Origin of the sequence: Pseudokineococcus lusitanus (genome assembly GCF_003751265.1) — a bacterium.
Lineage (GTDB): Bacteria > Actinomycetota > Actinomycetes > Actinomycetales > Quadrisphaeraceae > Pseudokineococcus > Pseudokineococcus lusitanus.
Window position 1 is genome coordinate 194,065 of the sequence record NZ_RJKN01000004.1, and the last position, 17,614, is coordinate 211,678.

Here is a 17,614-nt window from a genome sequence, read left to right on the forward strand (position 1 = left end):
GGTCAGCCCTCCGATCCGGGGGTCGCGACGGCCTGCGGCGCGGTGGCCGCGTCGCCCGCCGGGGCGCCCTGGGGGGCGTCGCCGCCGGGACGACGGCCGCGGGCCGGGCGCTCGGCACGCGGGCCACGCGGACCGCGCGGGGCGTTGGCCTGCTGGGCGGCGAGCTCGCGGCTCGTCATGTCGCCCTTGTAGACCCACACCTTGACGCCGATGCGTCCGAAGGTCGTCTTGGCCTCGTAGAAGCCGTAGTCGATGTTGGCGCGGAGCGTGTGCAGGGGCACGCGGCCCTCGCGGTAGAACTCCGAGCGGCTCATCTCCGCGCCGCCGAGGCGACCGGAGCACTGCACCCGGATCCCCTTGGCGCCGGCGCGGGAGGCCGTCTGCATGCCCTTGCGCATCGCGCGGCGCCAGGCCACGCGGCTCGCGAGCTGCTCGGCGATGCCCTGCGCGACGAGCTGGGCGTCGGTCTCGGGGTTCTTGACCTCGAGGATGTTGAGCTGGACCTGCTTGCCGGTGAGCTTCTCGAGCTCGCCGCGCAGACGGTCCGCCTCGGCGCCACGGCGGCCGATGACGATGCCCGGGCGCGCCGTGTGGATGTCCACCCGGACGCGGTCGCGGGTGCGCTCGATGTCGACCTTGGCGATGCCGGCGCGCTCCATGCCCGTGGACATGAGCTTGCGGATGGAGACGTCCTCGCCGACGTAGTCCGAGTAGCGCTGGCCGGACTTCGTGGAGTCGGCGAACCACCGCGAGCGGTGCTCCGTCGTGATGCCCAGGCGGAAGCCGTGCGGGTTGACCTTCTGGCCCACTAGGAGCTCCTCCCCCTCGTCGACGTGGCGGCGCGCTCCGGCGCCGGCGCGACCACCACGGTGATGTGGCTGGTGCGCTTGTTGATGCGCGCCGCGCGCCCCTGGGCGCGCGGGCGGAACCGCTTGAGCGTCGGGCCCTCGTCGACGTAGGCGGCCTGGACGACCATCCTGCGCTCGTCGAAGGCCTCGCCCGCCTCGCCCGCCTTGACCCGTGCGTTGGCGATCGCGCTCTGCACGACCTTGCGCACCGGCTCGCTCGCCGCCTGCGGCGCGAACGCCAGCACGGCCAGGGCGTCCTCCGCCCGCTTGCCACGGACGAGGTCGACGACGCGTCGGGCCTTCTGGGGCGTGACGCGCACGAAGCGCGCCTTCGCCATGGCTTCCATCGCTGTCCTGCCTTCTCTTCCTGTGCTCTTCCGGTGAGGTGCTGCCGCTGCCGACCCGGAGGTCAGCGGCGACGGCCCTTCCGGTCGTCCTTCACGTGGCCGCGGAAGGTCCGCGTGGGCGCGAACTCCCCGAGCTTGTGACCGACCATCGCCTCGGTGACGAAGACCGGGACGTGCTTGCGGCCGTCGTGGACGGCGAAGGTGTGGCCCAGGAAGTCCGGGGTGACGACGGAGCGCCGGGACCAGGTCTTGATGAGGTTCTTGGTGCCCTTCTCGTTCTGGACGTCCACCTTCTTCTGGAGGTGGTCGTCGACGAAGGGGCCCTTCTTCAGGCTGCGCGGCATGTCCGGTCTCCTCAGCGCTTCTTGCCGGTACGGCGCCGGCGGACGATCTGCTTGTCGCTGGGCTTGCCCGGACGCCGGGTACGGCCCTCGGGCTGGCCCCACGGGCTCACCGGGTGACGACCACCGGACGTCTTGCCCTCACCACCACCGTGCGGGTGGTCGACCGGGTTCATCGCGACACCGCGGACGGTGGGACGACGGCCCTTCCAGCGCATGCGGCCGGCCTTGCCCCAGTTGATGTTCGACTGCTCGGCGTTGCCGACCTCGCCGATCGTGGCGCGGCAGCGCACGTCGACGTTCCGGATCTCGCCGGAGGGCATGCGCAGCTGGGCCGTGGCGCCCTCGCGGGCGACGAGCTGCACCGAGGTGCCGGCCGAGCGGGCGATCTTGGCACCGCCGCCGGGCCGCAGCTCGATGGCGTGGATCACCGTGCCGACCGGGATGTTGCGCAGCGGCAGGTTGCTGCCGGGGCGGATGTCCGCGCCCGGGCCGTTCTCCACCGTGTCGCCCTGGCGGAGGCGGTTCGGCGCCACGATGTAGCGCTTCTCGCCGTCCACGTAGTGCAGGAGCGCGATGCGTGCCGTGCGGTTGGGGTCGTACTCGATGTGCGCGACCTTCGCCGGCACGCCGTCCTTGTCGGCACGACGGAAGTCGATCACCCGGTAGGCGCGCTTGTGCCCGCCGCCGTGGTGCCGCGTCGTGATCCGGCCGTTGCTGTTGCGCCCGCCCGTCTTGGGGAGGGGACGCACCAGCGACTTCTCCGGCGTGGACCGCGTGACCTCGACGAAGTCGGCGACGGACGAGCCGCGTCGGCCCGGCGTCGTCGGCTTGTACTTACGGATACCCATGGTTGAGACCAGTCCTCGTCTGTACGGCCCGGATCAGGCGGTCGTGCCGAAGATGTCGATGGTGTCGCCCTCGCGGAGCGTCACCACCGCACGCTTGGTGTCCTTGCGCCGACCGGTGCCGGTGCGCGTCCGCCGGGCCTTGCCCTGCCGGTTCGCGGTGTTCACCCCGATCACCTTGACGCCGAACACGCGCTCGACCGCGATGCGGATCTCGGTCTTGTTCGCGCGGGGGTCGACGAGGAACGTGTACTTGCCCTCGTCGAGCAGCGCGTAGCTCTTCTCCGACACCACCGGCGCGAGCAGCACGTCGCGCGGGTCCTTGCCGAAGCGGGACGACAGCGTGCCCGTGGCCGCGGGGGCCGCGACGGGGGTCGCCTCGTCGGTCGTCTGGACGGTCTCGCTCACCGGTCCGCCTCGCTCTCCGCCGTGGCGGCGCCGTGGCCGCCGAGGAAGGTCTGCAGGGCCGCCTCGGTGAAGACGACGTCGTCGCTGCAGAGCACGTCGTAGGTGTTCAGCTGGTCGACGCGCAGCAGGTGCACGCCGGGCACGTTGCGCAGGCTCAGCCAGCTGGTGTCGTCGCCGCGCTCGAGGACGACGAGGAAGCCGTCGCGCCCGCTGCCGGCGACGCCGGGCAGGGCCGCGAGGGCCGCGAGGGCGCCCTTGGTCGAGGGGACCTCGGTCCCGAAGGAGCCGACGACGTGCACACGGCCGGCGCGGGCCCGGTCGGAGAGGGCACCGCGCAGGGCGGCGGCCTTCATCTTCTTGGGCGTGCGCTGGCTGTAGTCGCGCGGCTGCGGGCCGTGGACGACGCCACCGCCGGCGAACTGCGGCGCACGGGTCGAGCCCTGGCGGGCGCGGCCGGTGCCCTTCTGGCGGAAGGGCTTCTTGCCGCCGCCGCGCACGTCGCCGCGCGTCTTGGTGGCGTGCGTGCCCTGGCGGGCCGCGGCGAGCTGCGCCACGACGACCTGGTGGATGAGCGGCACGTTGGCGGTGACGTCGAAGACGTCGCCCGGCAGCTCGGCGGCACCCGTGACCGCACCGGTCGCGTCGACGACGTCGACGCGGCGGGTGGTGGTGCCCGTGGTGGTGGTGGACATCTGGCTCAGGCCTCCTTCGAGACGGCCTTGGCGGGCGTGCGGACGAGCACGACGCCGCCCGTGGGCCCGGGGACGGCACCCTTGATGAGGATGAGGCCCTTCTCGGCGTCGACCGCATGGACCGTGAGGTTCTGGGTGGTCTGGCGGACGGCGCCCATGCGCCCCGCCATCTTCATGCCCTTGAACACACGGCCCGGGGTGGCGCAGCCGCCGATGGAGCCGGGCTTGCGGTGGTTGCGGTGCGCACCGTGCGAGGCGCCGACGCCGTGGAAGCCGTGACGCTTCATGACGCCGGCGGTGCCCTTGCCCTTGGTGCGGCCGACGACGTCGACGACCTGGCCGGCCGTGAAGATGTCCGCGGCGACCTCCTGGCCGGCGGCGAAGCCGGCGGCGTCGGCGGTGCGGATCTCGACGACGTGGCGGCGCGGCGTGACGCCGGCCTTGGCGAAGTGGCCCGTGAGCGGCTTGGTCACGCGACGGGGGTCCACGGCGCCCGCGGCGAGCTGGACGGCCGAGTAGCCGTCCGTCTCGGGCGTGCGCACCTGGGTGACGACGTTGGGCGCGGCCTGCACGACGGTGACGGGCACGAGGCGGCCGTCGGCGTCCCAGACCTGGGTCATCCCCAGCTTGGACCCCAGCAGGCCGGCGACGACGCGCTGGTCGGAGGAGGTGGTGGTCATGGCGTCTGCAGTCCTCAGAGCTTGATCTCGATGTTCACGTCAGCGGGCAGGTCGAGACGCATGAGCGAGTCGACGGCCTTCGGCGTGGGGTCGATGATGTCGATGAGACGCTTGTGGGTGCGCATCTCGAAGTGCTCGCGGCTGTCCTTGTACTTGTGCGGCGAGCGGATCACGCAGAACGTGTTCTTCTCCGTCGGCAGCGGCACCGGGCCCACGACCGTCGCACCAGCGCGGGTCACCGTGTCGACGATCTTGCGCGCCGAGCTGTCGATGACCTCGTGGTCGTAGGACTTGAGCCGGATGCGGATCTTCTGTCCCGCCATGGCGTCGCGATCTCTCTCTCCGTCGTACCGCTGAGGTCCTCGGGCCGGCCACCGGGGGCCGGCCCTGTCTGCCCGCGTCGCGCCGCCCGACCCCCGAGGTCGGGCGTGTCGCGCTGTCCGCGTGCTGGGCGGCCACCTCCGCCGCACCCCGGGGGGGTGCGGCCTGCGGTGGCCGACGTGTCGTCGTGCTGCTGTGGTGCCAGGCGCCCCGCTGACGTGCCGGCGGGTCGTGACGACGCTGTGGAGCTGTCCGTGCGGTGGTGCAGGTCCGGCGCTCGGGGGTGGTGCACCGGCGTGCGGGCACGCGTCAGCCCCGAGCAACCCGAGCAGTCTGCCAGAGGCCCCCGCCGGTTGGCCAATCGCCTGCCCGGCCGGCCCCTCCCCCGGGTGGCCCCGCGCACGGCGGCGCTCCCGGCCGGGACGCCGCAGGGGCCCGTGCGACGAGCGCACGGGCCCCTGCGGTGGTGCCGGGGCGGGACCCTGGGGTCCCGCCCCGGCGGGTGGTGCGGGAGGTCAGGCCGTGATGGCCGTGACCTGGCCGGCGCCGACGGTGCGGCCGCCCTCGCGGATCGTGAAGCGCAGGCCCTGCTCCATGGCGATCGGCTGGATGAGCTGCACCTTCATGTCGGTGTTGTCGCCCGGCATGACCATCTCGGTGCCCTCGGGCAGCTCGATGACGCCGGTGACGTCCGTGGTGCGGAAGTAGAACTGCGGGCGGTAGTTCGAGTAGAACGGGTTGTGACGCCCGCCCTCGTCCTTGGACAGGATGTAGACCGAGGCCTCGAAGTTCTTGTGCGGCACGATCGAGTTCGGCTTGCAGACGACCTGCCCGCGCTCGACGTCCTCGCGCTTGATGCCGCGCAGGAGCAGGCCGACGTTCTCGCCCGCGCGCGCCTCGTCGAGGAGCTTGCGGAACATCTCGACGCCCGTGACGGTCGACTTGGTCTTCGTCTCCTTGATGCCGACGATCTCGACGTCGTCGTTCACGTTGAGGACGCCGCGCTCGACGCGACCCGTGACGACGGTGCCGCGGCCCGTGATCGTGAAGACGTCCTCGACCGGCATGAGGAAGGGCTGGTCGATGTCGCGCTCGGGCTCGGGGATCGTCGTGTCGACGGCCTCCATGAGCTCGAGGAGCTTGCCGCCCCACTCCTTGTCGCCCTCGAGGGCCTTGAGCGCCGAGACGCGGACCACGGGGACGTCGTCGCCCGGGAACTCGTACGCGGAGAGGAGCTCGCGCACCTCCATCTCGACGAGCTCGAGGATCTCCTCGTCCTCGACCATGTCGGCCTTGTTCAGCGCCACGACGATGTAGGGCACGTTGACCTGGCGGGCCAGGAGGACGTGCTCGCGCGTCTGCGGCATGGGGCCGTCGGTCGCGGCGACGACGAGGATGGCGCCGTCCATCTGCGCCGCGCCCGTGATCATGTTCTTGATGTAGTCGGCGTGGCCGGGGCAGTCGACGTGCGCGTAGTGGCGCGCGGCCGTCTGGTACTCGACGTGCGCGATCGAGATCGTGATCCCGCGCTGCTTCTCCTCCGGCGCCTTGTCGATCTGGTCGAACGGCGTGAAGGGGTTCAGGTCCGGGTAGGCGTCGTGCAGGACCTTGGTGATGGCCGCCGTCAGCGTCGTCTTGCCGTGGTCGATGTGACCGATCGTGCCGATGTTGACGTGGGGCTTGGTCCGCTCGAACTTGGCCTTCGCCACTGGGTCCTCCTGGGATGTCTGGTGGTCTTCGGTGGGGCTGGTGAGGTGCCCGGCCGCCGGGCTGCCGGCGCCCCGGGCGGGGCGCCGGCGGGAGTCCGTCAGGACTCAGGGTGCTGCGGGGAGGGTCACTCCCCGCGGACCTTCTTGACGATCTCCTCGGCCACGGCGCGCGGGACCTCGGCGTAGCTGTCGAACGACATCGAGTACACCGCACGGCCCTGCGTCTTGCTCCGCAGGTCCCCGACGTACCCGAACATCTCCGACAGCGGGACCTGGGCCCGCACGACCTTGGCGCCGCTGGCGTCCTCCATGGCCTGGATCAGGCCGCGGCGGGAGTTGAGGTCGCCGATGACGTCGCCCATGTACTCCTCGGGCGTGCGCACCTCGACGGCCATGACCGGCTCGAGGAGGACCGGGTCCGCACGGCGGACGGCCTCCTTGAGCACCTGCGAGCCGGCGATCTTGAACGCCATCTCCGACGAGTCGACGTCGTGGTAGGCGCCGTCCAGCAGCGTCGCCTTGATGCCGACCATCGGGTACCCGGCGACGACGCCGAGCGCCATCGCGTCCTGGATGCCCGCGTCGACGCTGGGGATGTACTCGCGGGGCACGCGGCCACCGGTCACCTTGTTGGCGAACTCGTACATCGGGGCCTCGGAGTCCGAGGTGTCGATCGGCTCGATGGCCACCTGCACCTTGGCGAACTGGCCGGAGCCGCCCGTCTGCTTCTTGTGCGTGTAGTCGATCTTCTCGACGGCCTTGCGGATCGTCTCGCGGTAGGCGACCTGGGGCTTGCCCACGTTCGCCTCGACGCGGAACTCGCGACGCATGCGGTCGACGAGGATGTCGAGGTGGAGCTCGCCCATCCCCTTGATGATCGTCTGGCCGGTCTCCTCGTCGAGCTGGACCTGGAAGGTCGGGTCCTCCTCGGCGAGCTTCTGGATGGCCGTGCCGAGCTTCTCCTGGTCGCCCTTCGTCTTCGGCTCGATGGCGACCGAGATGACGGGCTCGGGGAAGGTCATGGACTCGAGGACGACCTGGTCCGCCGGGTCGCAGAGCGTGTCCCCGGTGGTCGTGTCCTTGAGGCCGATCATCGCGTAGATGTGGCCCGCACGGGCCTCGTCCACCGGGTTCTCCTTGTTGGAGTGCATCTGGAAGAGCTTCCCGATGCGCTCCTTCTTGCCCTTGGTCGAGTTGACGACGCCGGAGCCGGCCGCCACGCGCCCGGAGTAGACCCGGACGTAGGTGAGCTTCCCGAAGAAGGGGTGCGAGGCGACCTTGAACGCGAGAGCCGAGAAGGGCTCCTCGACGTCGGCGTGCCGGACGATCTCCTTCTCCTCGTCCCGGACGTCGTGACCGGTGACGGACTCGACGTCGAGCGGCGTGGGCAGGTAGTCGAGCACGGCGTCGAGCATGGGCTGGACGCCCTTGTTCTTGAACGCCGAGCCGCACAGCACCGGGTACTGCTCGCTCGCGACGGTGACCTTGCGGACGGCCGTCTTGATCTCCTCGGCGGAGATCTCCTCGCCGCCGAGGTACTTCTCGAGCAGCGCCTCGTCGGTGTCGGCGACGGCCTCGAGCAGCTTGTCGCGGTACTCCGCGGCGGTGTCGACCAGGTCGGCCGGGATCTCCTCGACCTCGTACGCCTCGCCCTTGCCCGTCTCGCCGCGCCACGTGAGGGCGCGCATGTGGACGAGGTCGACGACGCCGACGAAGTCGTTCTCCGCGCCGATCGGGATCTGCAGGACCAGCGGCTTGGCGCCGAGTCGCTCGGTGATGGTCCGGACCGTGAAGAAGAAGTCCGCGCCGAGCTTGTCCATCTTGTTGACGAAGCAGATGCGCGGCACGTCGTACTTGTCGGCCTGGCGCCACACCGTCTCGGACTGGGGCTCGACGCCCTCCTTGCCGTCGAACACGGCGACGGCGCCGTCGAGCACGCGCAGGGACCGCTCCACCTCGACGGTGAAGTCGACGTGCCCCGGCGTGTCGATGATGTTGATCTGGGTGCCCTCCCAGAAGCAGGTGGTGGCGGCGGAGGTGATGGTGATGCCCCGCTCCTGCTCCTGCTCCATCCAGTCCATCGTGGCGGCGCCGTCGTGGACCTCACCGATCTTGTAGTTGATCCCCGTGTAGAACAGGATCCGCTCGGTGGTGGTCGTCTTGCCGGCGTCGATGTGGGCCATGATCCCGATGTTGCGGACCTTGTGAAGGTCAGTCAGGACGTCCTGTGCCACTGGGCGCTGCCTCTTCCTGGTCGTGGAGCTGTCGTCGGCGACCCTCAGGTGAGGGGTCGCGGCGCCGGGGCGGGCGCGCGGCGGGAGGGTCTCCCCCGCCGCGCACCGGGGGTCACCAGCGGTAGTGCGCGAAGGCCTTGTTCGACTCGGCCATCTTGTGGGTGTCCTCGCGACGCTTCACCGCGGCACCGAGGCCGTTGCTCGCGTCGAGGATCTCGTTCATGAGGCGCTCGGTCATCGTCTTCTCGCGACGCGCCTTGGAGTACCCGACGAGCCAGCGCAGGGCCAGCGTCGTCGAGCGGCCCGCGCGGACCTCGACGGGCACCTGGTAGGTCGCGCCGCCGACGCGGCGGCTGCGGACCTCGAGGGCCGGCTTGACGTTGTCGAGCGCGCGCTTGAGCGCGATGACCGGGTCGTTGCCGGTCTTCGTGCGGGCGCCCTCGAGCGCGCCGTAGACGATGCGCTCGGCGGTGGACTTCTTGCCGTCGACGAGCACCTTGTTCACCAGCTGGGTGACCAGCGGGGAGCCGTAGACGGGGTCGATCACGAGCGGCCGCTTCGGGGCCGGGCCCTTGCGAGGCATCAGCGCTTCTCCTTCTTCGCTCCGTAGCGGCTGCGCGCCTGCTTGCGGTTCTTCACACCCTGGGTGTCGAGCGAGCCGCGCACGATCTTGTAGCGCACGCCCGGGAGGTCCTTCACGCGGCCGCCGCGCACGAGCACGATGGAGTGCTCCTGCAGGTTGTGGCCGACGCCGGGGATGTAGGCCGTGACCTCGATGCCGCTGGAGAGCCGCACGCGCGCGACCTTGCGCAGCGCCGAGTTCGGCTTCTTCGGCGTCGTGGTGTACACGCGGGTGCACACGCCTCGCCGCTGGGGGCTCCCCTTGAGGGCCGGGGTCTTCTGCTTCCCGACCTTGTCCTGCCGGCCCTTGCGGACCAGCTGCTGGATCGTGGGCACCGGTGCGTCTCCGTCTTCAGTCTTCGCGGGGTCCGCCGCCTCTCGGCAGGCGGAGCCTTGTCGTCGTGCTCGTGCGTCGTGCGGCCCTGCCGGCCGGTGCCCGCGGGCTCCCGCCCGCCGCGCCGTCCGGCGGCGAGGGTCTCGACCCCCGCGCCCGGGCGTGTCCGTCGTGTCGTCCGTCGGGCCGGTGGCCCTCCCCCGGTGACGGGGGGGCGCCCCCTGGGGGGGCACGACGGAGCACCCGGCTCGCCGGGTCGTCCGGACGAGGATAGGCGCCCGCCCCAGCAGCGTCAAAAGACCTGCGCGCGGGCGGGCGGTCCCCCGCCGGGGCCGCCCGTGGGGGCGGCCCCGGCGGGGCCTGCGTCGGCGGTGGTGCCGCGGTGCGGCACCGCCCGCGTCAGCGGAAGTCGCCGCCGAGGTCGTACTCCTCGAGCGGGACGGCCTGGCCGGAGCCGAGGCCGAAGTGGTCGTAGTCGACGTCCTCGTAGCCGGGCATCGAGTACATCGCCGCCTTGGCCTCCTCGGTCGGCTCGACGACCACGTCGCGGTAGCGGGGCAGCCCCGTGCCGGCCGGGATGAGCTTTCCGAGGATGACGTTCTCCTTGAGGCCGAGCAGCGGGTCGCTGCGACCCGCGAGCGCCGCCTCGGTGAGCACCTTCGTCGTCTCCTGGAAGGAGGCGGCGGAGAGCCACGAGTCCGTCGCGAGCGACGCCTTCGTGATGCCCATGAGCTCGGGGCGGCCGGCGGCCGGCGCCCCGCCCTCGGCCACGACGCGCCGGTTCTCCTCCTCGAAGCGTGCCCGCTCGGCGAGCTCGCCGGGCAGGAGCTTCGCGTCGCCCGCGTCGATGATCGTCACCCGGCGGAGCATCTGCCGGACGATGACCTCGATGTGCTTGTCGTGGATGCCGACGCCCTGGCTGCGGTAGACCTCCTGGACCTCGTCGACGAGGTGCTGCTGCACCCGCCGCGGGCCGAGGATCCGCAGGACCTGCTTGGGGTCGACCGCGCCCTGGAGGAGCTGGTCGCCGACCTCGACGTGCTGGCCGTCGGCGACGAGCAGGCGCGAGCGCTTGGTCAGCGGGTACGCGATCTCCTCGCCGCCGTCGTCCGGCGTGACGACGAGACGACGGGCCTTCTCGTCCTCCTCGAGGCTCACGCGGCCCGCGACCTCGGAGATCGGGGCGACACCCTTGGGCGTGCGGGCCTCGAAGAGCTCCTGGACGCGCGGGAGGCCGTGGGTGATGTCGTCACCGGCCACACCACCGGTGTGGAAGGTCCGCATCGTCAGCTGCGTGCCGGGCTCGCCGATCGACTGGGCCGCGACGATGCCGACGGCCTCGCCGATGTCGACGAGCTTGCCGGTGGCGAGCGAGCGGCCGTAGCACCGGGCGCACGTCCCGACCTTGGACTCGCAGGTGAGGACCGAGCGGACCTTGATCTCCCGGACGCCCTGGGTGACGAGGGCGTCGATGAGGACGTCGCCCACGTCGCTGCCGGCCGGCGCGAGCACCGCGCCGTCCTCGCCCTTGACGTCCGCGGCCAGCGTCCGCGAGTAGACGCTCGTCTCGACGTGCTCGCCACGACGGAGGCCGGAGCCGTCCGCCGCGTCGTCGGCGATCGGCAGGACGAGGCCGCGACGGGTGCCGCAGTCGTCCTCGCGGACGATGACGTCCTGGGACACGTCGACCAGACGGCGGGTGAGGTACCCCGAGTCGGCCGTGCGCAGGGCGGTGTCCGCGAGGCCCTTGCGGGCGCCGTGGCTGGAGATGAAGTACTCGAGCACCGAGAAGCCCTCGCGGAAGTTGGACTTCACCGGGCGCGGGATGATCTCGCCCTTTGGGTTCGCCACGAGGCCGCGCATGCCGGCGATCTGGCGGACCTGCATCCAGTTTCCGCGCGCCCCGGAGACGACCATCCGGTACACCGAGTTGCGCGTGGCGACGGCGTCGAGGTTGTCCTGCATGTCCTTGGCCACGACGGCGGTGGCCTCGGTCCAGATCTCGATGAGCTCCTGACGGCGCTCGTCGTCGGTGATCAGGCCCTCCTCGTACTGGCGCTGGACCGTCTCGGCCTTCGCCTCGTACCGCTCGAGGATCTCCTGCTTGTTCGGCGGCCGGAGCACGTCGGAGATGGCGATGGTCGTCCCCGAGCGCGTGGCCCAGTGGAAGCCCGTCTCCTTGAGCGCGTCGAGCGACGCGGCGACCTGGACCTTGGGGTAGCGCTCGGCGAGGTCGTTGACGATCGTCGAGAGCCGCTTCTTGTCCACCACCTCGTTGACGAAGGGGTAGTCGACCGGCAGCGCCTCGTTGAAGAGGGCACGGCCGAGGGTCGTGCGCAGGCGCGCCGTGCCGCCCGGCTCGAAGCCCTCGGGCACGTCCTCGCCCTCGGCGGGGTGCAGGCCCTCCAGGCGCAGGGTGATCGGCGAGCCGACCTCCAGCGCGCCGCCGTCGTAGGCCATGAGCGCCTCGGCGACGGAGGAGAACGTGCGGCCCTCGCCCCGGCCGCCCTCGCGGTCGGCCGTGAGGTGGTACAGGCCGATGATCATGTCCTGGCTGGGCATGGTGACCGGCCGGCCGTCGGCCGGCTTGAGGATGTTGTTGCTGCTCAGCATGAGGATGCGGGCCTCGGCCTGCGCCTCGGTGGACAGCGGCAGGTGCACGGCCATCTGGTCGCCGTCGAAGTCGGCGTTGAACGCCGTGCAGACGAGCGGGTGGATCTGGACGGCCTTGCCCTCGACCAGCTGCGGCTCGAAGGCCTGGATGCCGAGGCGGTGCAGCGTGGGCGCCCGGTTGAGGAGGACCGGGTGCTCGGTGATGACCTCCTCGAGCACGTCCCAGACGTGCCCGTAGCGGGCGCCGGAGCCGCCGGCGCGCTCGACCATGCGCTTGGCCGACTTGATGTTCTGCGCGTGGTTGAGGTCGACGAGCCGCTTCATGACGAAGGGCTTGAAGAGCTCGAGCGCCATCTGCTTCGGCAGGCCGCACTGGTGCAGCTTGAGCTGCGGGCCGACGACGATGACCGAGCGGCCCGAGTAGTCGACGCGCTTGCCGAGGAGGTTCTGGCGGAAGCGCCCCTGCTTGCCCTTGAGGAGGTCCGAGAGGGACTTGAGCGGCCGGTTGCCCGGGCCGGTGACCGGGCGCCCGCGGCGGCCGTTGTCGAACAGCGAGTCGACGGCCTCCTGGAGCATCCGCTTCTCGTTGTTGACGATGATCTCGGGCGCGCCGAGGTCGAGCAGCCGCTTGAGGCGGTTGTTGCGGTTGATGACGCGCCGGTACAGGTCGTTGAGGTCGCTCGTCGCGAAGCGGCCGCCGTCGAGCTGCACCATCGGGCGCAGGTCCGGCGGGATGACCGGGACGCAGTCGAGCACCATGCCCATGGGCGAGTTGCTCGTCGTGAGGAAGTTGGAGACGACCTTGAGGCGCTTGAGCGCGCGCGTCTTCTTCTGCCCCTTGCCCGTGGCGATGATCTCCCGGAGGAGCTCCGCCTCGGCCTCGAGGTCGAAGGACTCGAGGCGCTTCTGGATCGCGTTCGCGCCCATGCTGCCCTCGAAGTACAGGCCGTAGCGGTCGCGCAGCTCGCGGTAGAGCACCTCGTCGCCCTCGAGGTCGGAGACCTTGAGGCCGGCGAAGCGGTCCCAGACGAGCGAGAGGCGCTCGACCTCGGCGTCCGCGCGACGGCGGATCTGGTTCATCTCGCGCTCGGCGCTCTCGCGCACCTTGCGGCGGGCGTCGGACTTGGCGCCCTCGGCCTCGAGCTGGGCGAGGTCCTCCTCGAGGCGCCGCGCACGGGCCTCGACGTCGTTGTCGCGACGGTCGGAGACCTGCTTCTTCTCGACCTCCATGCCCGCCTGCAGCGACGGGAGGTCGCGGTGGCGCGACTCCTCGTCGACCGACGTGATCATGTACGCCGCGAAGTAGATGACCTTCTCGAGGTCCTTCGGGGCGAGGTCGAGCAGGTAGCCGAGGCGGCTCGGGACGCCCTTGAAGTACCAGATGTGCGTGACGGGGGCGGCGAGCTCGATGTGGCCCATGCGCTCACGACGCACCTTGGCGCGGGTGACCTCGACGCCGCAGCGCTCGCAGATGATGCCCTTGAAGCGGACGCGCTTGTACTTGCCGCAGTAGCACTCCCAGTCCCGGGTGGGACCGAAGATCTTCTCGCAGAAGAGCCCGTCCTTCTCCGGCTTGAGCGTGCGGTAGTTGATGGTCTCGGGCTTCTTGACCTCGCCGTGGCTCCACTCGCGGATGCTGTCCGCCGTGGCCAGGCCGATTCGGATGTCGTCGAAGAGGTTGCCGTCGAGCAAGGGGGTTCCTTCTCTCGCGTGGAGCGTGGTGGACCGGGGCGCCGCGGCCCGGCCGCCGCCGGGGCGGCCGCGGGCTGCGCGGCGCGGGTGGGCGCCCGCCACCGCCGCGGGGGCGGTGGCGGGCGCCGGGCTCAGACCTCCTCGACGCTGCTCGGCTCGCGCCGCGACAGGTCGATGCCGAGCTCCTCGGCCGCCCGGAAGACGTCGTCGTCGGAGTCGCGCATCTCGATGAGCGTGCCGTCGGCCGAGAGGACCTCGACGTTCAGGCAGAGCGACTGCATCTCCTTGATGAGCACCTTGAAGGACTCGGGGATGCCCGGCTCGGGGATGTTCTCGCCCTTGACGATGGCCTCGTAGACCTTGACGCGGCCCAGCACGTCGTCCGACTTGATCGTGAGGAGCTCCTGCAGCGCGTAGGCCGCGCCGTAGGCCTCGAGCGCCCAGACCTCCATCTCGCCGAACCGCTGGCCGCCGAACTGGGCCTTACCGCCCAGGGGCTGCTGCGTGATCATCGAGTACGGGCCGGTCGAGCGGGCGTGGATCTTGTCGTCGACGAGGTGGTGCAGCTTGAGGATGTACTGGTAGCCCACCGACACCGGCTCGGGGAACGGCTCGCCGGAGCGGCCGTCGAAGAGCCGGGCCTTGCCCGTGCCGTCGACGAGGCGGACCCCGTCGCGGTTCGGCGTCGTGGACGACAGCAGCCCCGTGATCTCGTCCTCGGACGCGCCGTCGAAGACCGGCGACGCGACGTTGGTGCGGGGCTCCGCGGCGCGCGCGGCCTCGGGCAGCGAGGCCGCCCAGTCGGGCGCCCCCTCGACCTGCCAGCCGCGCGAGGCGACCCAGCCGAGGTGCAGCTCGAGCACCTGGCCGACGTTCATGCGGCCGGGCACGCCCAGCGGGTTCAGCACGATGTCGACCGGCGTGCCGTCCTCGAGGAACGGCATGTCCTCGACGGGCAGGATCTTCGAGATGACGCCCTTGTTGCCGTGCCGGCCGGCGAGCTTGTCGCCGTCCGTGATCTTGCGGCGCTGCGCCGTGTAGACCCGCACGAGCTGGTTGACGCCCGGGGGCAGCTCGTCGCCCTCGTCCCGGTCGAACACCTTGACGCCGATGACGGTGCCGGTCTCGCCGTGGGGCACCTTCAGCGAGGTGTCGCGGACCTCCCGCGCCTTCTCGCCGAAGATGGCGCGCAGGAGGCGCTCCTCCGGCGTGAGCTCGGTCTCGCCCTTGGGCGTGACCTTGCCGACCAGCACGTCGCCGGGGACGACCTCGGCGCCGATGCGGATGATCCCGCGGTCGTCGAGGTCCGCGAGGACCTCCTCCGACACGTTGGGGATGTCGCGGGTGATCTCCTCGGCGCCCAGCTTGGTGTCGCGGGCGTCGACCTCGTGCTCCTCGATGTGGATCGAGGACAGGACGTCGTCCTGCACGATCCGCTGCGACAGGATGATCGCGTCCTCGAAGTTGTGGCCCTCCCAGGACATGAAGGCCACGAGGAGGTTCTTGCCGAGGGCGAGCTCGCCATTTTCGGTCGACGGGCCGTCGGCGAGGACGTCGCCGACCTCGACCCGCTGGCCCGCGTCGACGACGGCGCGCTGGTTGTACGACGTGCCCTGGTTGGAGCGCGTGAACTTCGCGAGCCGGTAGGTCGACTGCGTGCCGTCGTCGTTGCTGACGACGACGACGTCGGCCGCCACGGAGGCGACGCCGCCGGCCTTGGCCGCGACGACGACGTCGCCGGCGTCCACGGCCGCGTGCCGCTCCATGCCGGTGCCCACGAGGGGGGCCTCGGCCTTGACGAGCGGCACCGCCTGGCGCTGCATGTTCGAGCCCATGAGGGCGCGGTTGACGTCGTCGTGCTCGAGGAACGGGATCATCGCCGTCGCGACCGACACCATCTGGCGCGGCGAGACGTCCATGTAGTCGACCTCGTCGGCGGGCACGAACTCGGCCTCGCCGCCGCGGCTGCGGACGAGCACGCGCGCCTCGGCGAAGTGCTTGTCCTCGGTCAGCGGCGCGTTGGCCTGGGCGATGATCGCCACGTCCTCGTCGTCCGCCGTGAGGTAGTCGACCTCGTCCGAGACGAGGCCGTCCTTGACGCGGCGGTACGGCGTCTCGACGAAGCCGAAGGCGTTGATGCGGCCGTAGCTCGACAGGGAGCCGATGAGGCCGATGTTCGGGCCCTCCGGCGTCTCGATCGGGCACATGCGGCCGTAGTGCGACGGGTGGACGTCGCGGACGTCCATGCCGGCGCGGTCGCGGGAGAGACCGCCCGGGCCGAGCGCCGACAGGCGGCGCTTGTGGGTGAGGCCGGCCAGCGGGTTCGTCTGGTCCATGAACTGGCTCAGCTGGCTCGTCCCGAAGAACTCCTTGATGGAGGCCACGACGGGACGGATGTTGATGAGCGTCTGCGGCGTGATCGCCTCGACGTCCTGCGTCGTCATGCGCTCGCGCACGACGCGCTCCATCCGCGACAGGCCCGTGCGGACCTGGTTCTGGATGAGCTCGCCGACGCTGCGCAGGCGGCGGTTGCCGAAGTGGTCGATGTCGTCGACCTCGACGCGCACCTCGGTGGCCTCGCCGTCCTCGCCGACGCCGGGCATGGTCGTGCCCCCGGCGTGCAGCGTGACGAGCAGGCGGACCGTGGCGGCGACGTCGTCGACGGACAGGACGCTCGACGAGAGCGGCTCGGACATGCCGAGCTTCTTGTTGAGCTTGTAGCGGCCGACCTTCGCGAGGTCGTAGCGCTTGGGGTTGAAGTACAGGTTCTCGAGCAGCGTCTGCGCGGCCTCGCGGGTGGGCGGCTCGCCCGGGCGCAGCTTGCGGTAGATGTCGAGGAGCGCCTCGTCCGTGGTCTGCGCGGCGTCCTTCTCGAGGGTCGTGCGGATCGACTCGAACTCGCCGAACTCCTCGAGGATCTTCGCCTCGCTCCAGCCGAGCGCCTTGAGCAGCACCGTGACGGACTGCTTGCGCTTGCGGTCGACGCGGACGCCGACGGTGTCGCGCTTGTCGACCTCGAACTCGAGCCACGCACCGCGCGAGGGGATGACCTTCGCGGTGTAGACGTCCTTGTCCGACAGCTTGTCGACGGAGCGCTCGAAGTAGACGCCCGGCGAGCGGACGAGCTGCGAGACGACGACGCGCTCGGTGCCGTTGATGACGAAGGTGCCGCGGTCGGTCATGAGCGGGAAGTCGCCCATGAAGACCGTCTGGCTCTTGATCTCGCCGGTGGTGGCGTTCATGAACTCGGCGGTGACGAACAGGGGCGCGGCGTACGTCATGTCGCGCTCCTTGCAGTCCTCGAGCGTGTACTTCGGCGGCTCGAAGCGGTGGTCGCGGAACGACAGCGACATGGAGCCGGAGAAGTCCTCGATCGGCGAGATCTCCTCGAAGATCTCCTCGAGGCCCGAGCTGGTGGGCACGTCCTCGCGGCCGGCCTCCAGCGCGTCGGCGACGCGGGACTGCCAGCGCTCGTTGCCCAGCAGCCAGTCGAAGTTCTCGGTCTGGAGGGCGAGGAGGTCGGGGACGTCGAGCGGCTCGTCGATCTTGGCGAAGGAGACACGACGGGCGGTGGAGCGGGGGGCGGTGCCAGACGCTGTGGGCGAGACGGCCAAGAGTGGTCCTTCCACGTGCCTTCGGGCGGGTCTGCCCCTCCTGCGCGGTCGCCGGGGTGGTGCCGGCCCGGCGGGGCTGCGGGAGGGGGCGGGGTGCGGTGCTACGGCAGGGCGTGGTGCGTGGTGCTCGTGCTGACGGGGTGGCGCCGTCCCGGGGGCACCGCCGGACGCCCCCCACCGGCGCGCCACGGGGCGCGGGCATCTGAGGGGTCGGCACAGGACATGGCGAAGTCGCCAGCGTAGACCTGGCGGGCGCGCAAGTCCAACTGCCTCACGGCGGACGTCGTCGTCGGCCGGGGCGGCGTCCGCCCG

14 protein-coding genes are annotated in these 17,614 nt (G+C 71.1%); all 14 read right to left on the reverse strand.

The window, feature by feature from the left end:
* Positions 1-2: 2 nt before the first annotated feature.
* The 14 genes from rpsC to rpoB all read right to left on the reverse strand — a co-directional run bounded on the left by rpsC (position 3) and on the right by rpoB (position 17,302).
* A complete protein-coding gene (gene rpsC / locus EDC03_RS09060) occupies positions 3-809 on the reverse strand; it encodes a 30S ribosomal protein S3 (RefSeq protein ID WP_123379904.1) in 807 nt (268 codons plus the stop codon).
* On the reverse strand, positions 809-1,195 hold the full coding sequence (gene rplV, locus EDC03_RS09065) for a 50S ribosomal protein L22 (protein WP_123379905.1): 387 nt from the start codon (positions 1,193-1,195) through the stop codon (positions 809-811). The genes rpsC and rplV overlap by 1 nt, the downstream gene beginning before the upstream one ends.
* Before the next feature lie 62 nt (positions 1,196-1,257).
* On the reverse strand, positions 1,258-1,539 hold the full coding sequence (gene rpsS, locus EDC03_RS09070) for a 30S ribosomal protein S19 (protein WP_123379906.1): 282 nt from the start codon (positions 1,537-1,539) through the stop codon (positions 1,258-1,260).
* An 11-nt stretch (positions 1,540-1,550) separates the two neighbouring features.
* Complete coding sequence (rplB, locus tag EDC03_RS09075; protein WP_123379907.1) at positions 1,551-2,387, reverse strand: 50S ribosomal protein L2; 837 nt, start codon at positions 2,385-2,387, stop codon at positions 1,551-1,553.
* 33 nt (positions 2,388-2,420) lie between these two features.
* Complete coding sequence (gene rplW, locus EDC03_RS09080) at positions 2,421-2,726, reverse strand: 50S ribosomal protein L23 (RefSeq protein WP_123380093.1); 306 nt, start codon at positions 2,724-2,726, stop codon at positions 2,421-2,423.
* Positions 2,727-2,788: 62 nt separating this feature from the next.
* Positions 2,789-3,484 (reverse strand): 50S ribosomal protein L4, encoded by a 696-nt coding sequence (gene rplD, locus EDC03_RS09085; RefSeq protein WP_123379908.1) that lies wholly within the window; start codon positions 3,482-3,484, stop codon positions 2,789-2,791.
* A gap of 5 nt (positions 3,485-3,489) precedes the next feature.
* Positions 3,490-4,164, reverse strand: a complete 675-nt coding sequence (gene rplC / locus EDC03_RS09090) for a 50S ribosomal protein L3 (RefSeq protein ID WP_123379909.1) — start codon at positions 4,162-4,164, stop codon at positions 3,490-3,492.
* A gap of 14 nt (positions 4,165-4,178) precedes the next feature.
* Positions 4,179-4,487 (reverse strand): 30S ribosomal protein S10, encoded by a 309-nt coding sequence (gene rpsJ / locus EDC03_RS09095; RefSeq protein ID WP_123379910.1) that lies wholly within the window; start codon positions 4,485-4,487, stop codon positions 4,179-4,181.
* A gap of 513 nt (positions 4,488-5,000) precedes the next feature.
* Positions 5,001-6,194: an elongation factor Tu gene (gene tuf, locus EDC03_RS09100; protein ID WP_123379911.1), complete on the reverse strand. Its 1,194-nt coding sequence runs from the start codon at positions 6,192-6,194 to the stop codon at positions 5,001-5,003.
* Between the two features lie 125 nt (positions 6,195-6,319).
* Positions 6,320-8,428: an elongation factor G gene (fusA, locus tag EDC03_RS09105; protein WP_123379912.1), complete on the reverse strand. Its 2,109-nt coding sequence runs from the start codon at positions 8,426-8,428 to the stop codon at positions 6,320-6,322.
* Between the two features lie 112 nt (positions 8,429-8,540).
* Positions 8,541-9,011 (reverse strand): 30S ribosomal protein S7, encoded by a 471-nt coding sequence (rpsG, locus tag EDC03_RS09110; protein WP_123379913.1) that lies wholly within the window; start codon positions 9,009-9,011, stop codon positions 8,541-8,543.
* Entirely contained in the window at positions 9,011-9,385 is a 375-nt protein-coding gene (rpsL, locus tag EDC03_RS09115; protein WP_123379914.1) for a 30S ribosomal protein S12, read from the reverse strand. Before rpsL ends, rpsG begins: the two co-directional genes overlap by 1 nt.
* 397 nt (positions 9,386-9,782) lie before the next feature.
* On the reverse strand, positions 9,783-13,688 hold the full coding sequence (locus EDC03_RS09120; protein WP_123379915.1) for a DNA-directed RNA polymerase subunit beta': 3,906 nt from the start codon (positions 13,686-13,688) through the stop codon (positions 9,783-9,785).
* Positions 13,689-13,819: 131 nt separating this feature from the next.
* Entirely contained in the window at positions 13,820-17,302 is a 3,483-nt protein-coding gene (rpoB, locus tag EDC03_RS09125; protein WP_123379916.1) for a DNA-directed RNA polymerase subunit beta, read from the reverse strand.
* Positions 17,303-17,614 lie beyond the last annotated feature (312 nt).

What these genes read in the sequence shown, in the direction of transcription:
- rpsJ (WP_123379910.1), bottom strand. Translation starts at nt 4,487, where the DNA reads ATGGCGGGACAGAAGATCCGCATCCGGCTCAAGTCCTACGACCACGAG.
- rplV (WP_123379905.1), bottom strand. Translation starts at nt 1,195, where the DNA reads ATGGAAGCCATGGCGAAGGCGCGCTTCGTGCGCGTCACGCCCCAGAAG.
- rplB (WP_123379907.1), bottom strand. Translation starts at nt 2,387, where the DNA reads ATGGGTATCCGTAAGTACAAGCCGACGACGCCGGGCCGACGCGGCTCG.
- rplC (WP_123379909.1), bottom strand. Translation starts at nt 4,164, where the DNA reads ATGACCACCACCTCCTCCGACCAGCGCGTCGTCGCCGGCCTGCTGGGG.
- rplD (WP_123379908.1), bottom strand. Translation starts at nt 3,484, where the DNA reads ATGTCCACCACCACCACGGGCACCACCACCCGCCGCGTCGACGTCGTC.
- rpsG (WP_123379913.1), bottom strand. Translation starts at nt 9,011, where the DNA reads ATGCCTCGCAAGGGCCCGGCCCCGAAGCGGCCGCTCGTGATCGACCCC.
- rpsS (WP_123379906.1), bottom strand. Translation starts at nt 1,539, where the DNA reads ATGCCGCGCAGCCTGAAGAAGGGCCCCTTCGTCGACGACCACCTCCAG.